This is a genomic window from Camelimonas sp. ID_303_24, from assembly GCF_053543495.1.
In genome coordinates this window covers 1-1,029 of the sequence record NZ_JBLLJM010000062.1, presented here as the reverse complement: position 1 = coordinate 1,029, position 1,029 = coordinate 1, and the positions used below count along the sequence as shown (strand labels likewise).

The 1,029-nt window shown below is 58.2% G+C and carries 1 protein-coding gene and 1 tRNA gene; both read right to left on the bottom strand.

Translation table 11 applies throughout. The features are described from left to right. Positions 1–112: 112 nt before the first annotated feature. The gene (locus ACERNI_RS17975) at positions 113–310 is read right to left on the bottom strand and encodes a DUF6538 domain-containing protein (protein WP_448834596.1); all 198 of its coding nucleotides are present in this window, start codon (positions 308–310) and stop codon (positions 113–115) included. A 101-nt stretch (positions 311–411) separates the two neighbouring features. After that, positions 412–487, bottom strand: a tRNA-Ala gene (locus ACERNI_RS17970). Positions 488–1,029 lie beyond the last annotated feature (542 nt).

Genomic DNA, 1,029 nt, shown 5'->3' with positions numbered 1-1,029 from the left:
CGGGTATCTGTTGGAAGATGCGGCTCAAGCCGCGCGAACTGCTCGTCCGTCAGCCAGAAAACGTGCGTGCCCATCGATGGCTCCCTTCGGGAACCTTGAATCAGAAAACGCTTCAAAGCGAAAGTATTTTTATGGGTCCGGAGCCTGGTCCGCTCAATACGGACCCGCCCTTGGCCTCTGTGGGGTCAGAGGTGCCGAGTGAGCGGCGTATTTCGATGCGCCCAACCTCGTGACGCAATTCGTCCGGTACGCGCACGCGAATCCAGTAGATCCGCCCACGTAGCTGTAGGTGTTCCGGTCGGCGTGGCATGGTGGTGTGGGGCCCTGTGTACCAGCGATGCGTACCACAAGAGCGCAGTATGCCCCTGAAATCAAGGGATTTCTTTAATTTTCAACGGTATAGAGAAACCCTGGTGGAGCTGAGGGGAATCGAACCCCTGACCTCTGCAGTGCGATTGCAGCGCTCTCCCATCTGAGCTACAGCCCCCGACCAAGATGAGGGCTTTTACGGTTACTCCCATGGTCCTGTCAATCGATCCTTCAGCACAGTTTGCGATGTGCACATGTTGGCGCAGGGGCCGTCGGGCCGTGATGTCAGAATTCCTGCCCAGCCATGGTTTGACCCAGCCGTTTCGTGGTTGGGGACGCGGGGAAGCGTTGGGTGATCTGACCGCTTTCACGCCCGGAGCGCGGGCAGTTTGATCTACCGCCGGCGTGTTCCTGTTCGCGTGCGCTGTATGCTTTTCATTTTGCTCGCAGGTGGCCGTCACACTGTTTGTGTGAGCTGTTTCGCGCGCTGGTCTTGCGCCGGTATCGCTGGGCATTGGGGCGCAGGGGTGCAATTCTGCCTCTCGTCATGAAGGCGCGTCAGCTCGATGCCTTGGGGCACAAGCCAACTTCAGGCCGAACGAATTCTAAGACGGATCGACATTCATCGCATCCAGACCCTTATTGCCGCGAGGTGTACGAAGCCCGCGAAGTTGATTGTCCTGCGGTCATAACGCGTGGCGAAGCGTCTGAAGTGCTTGA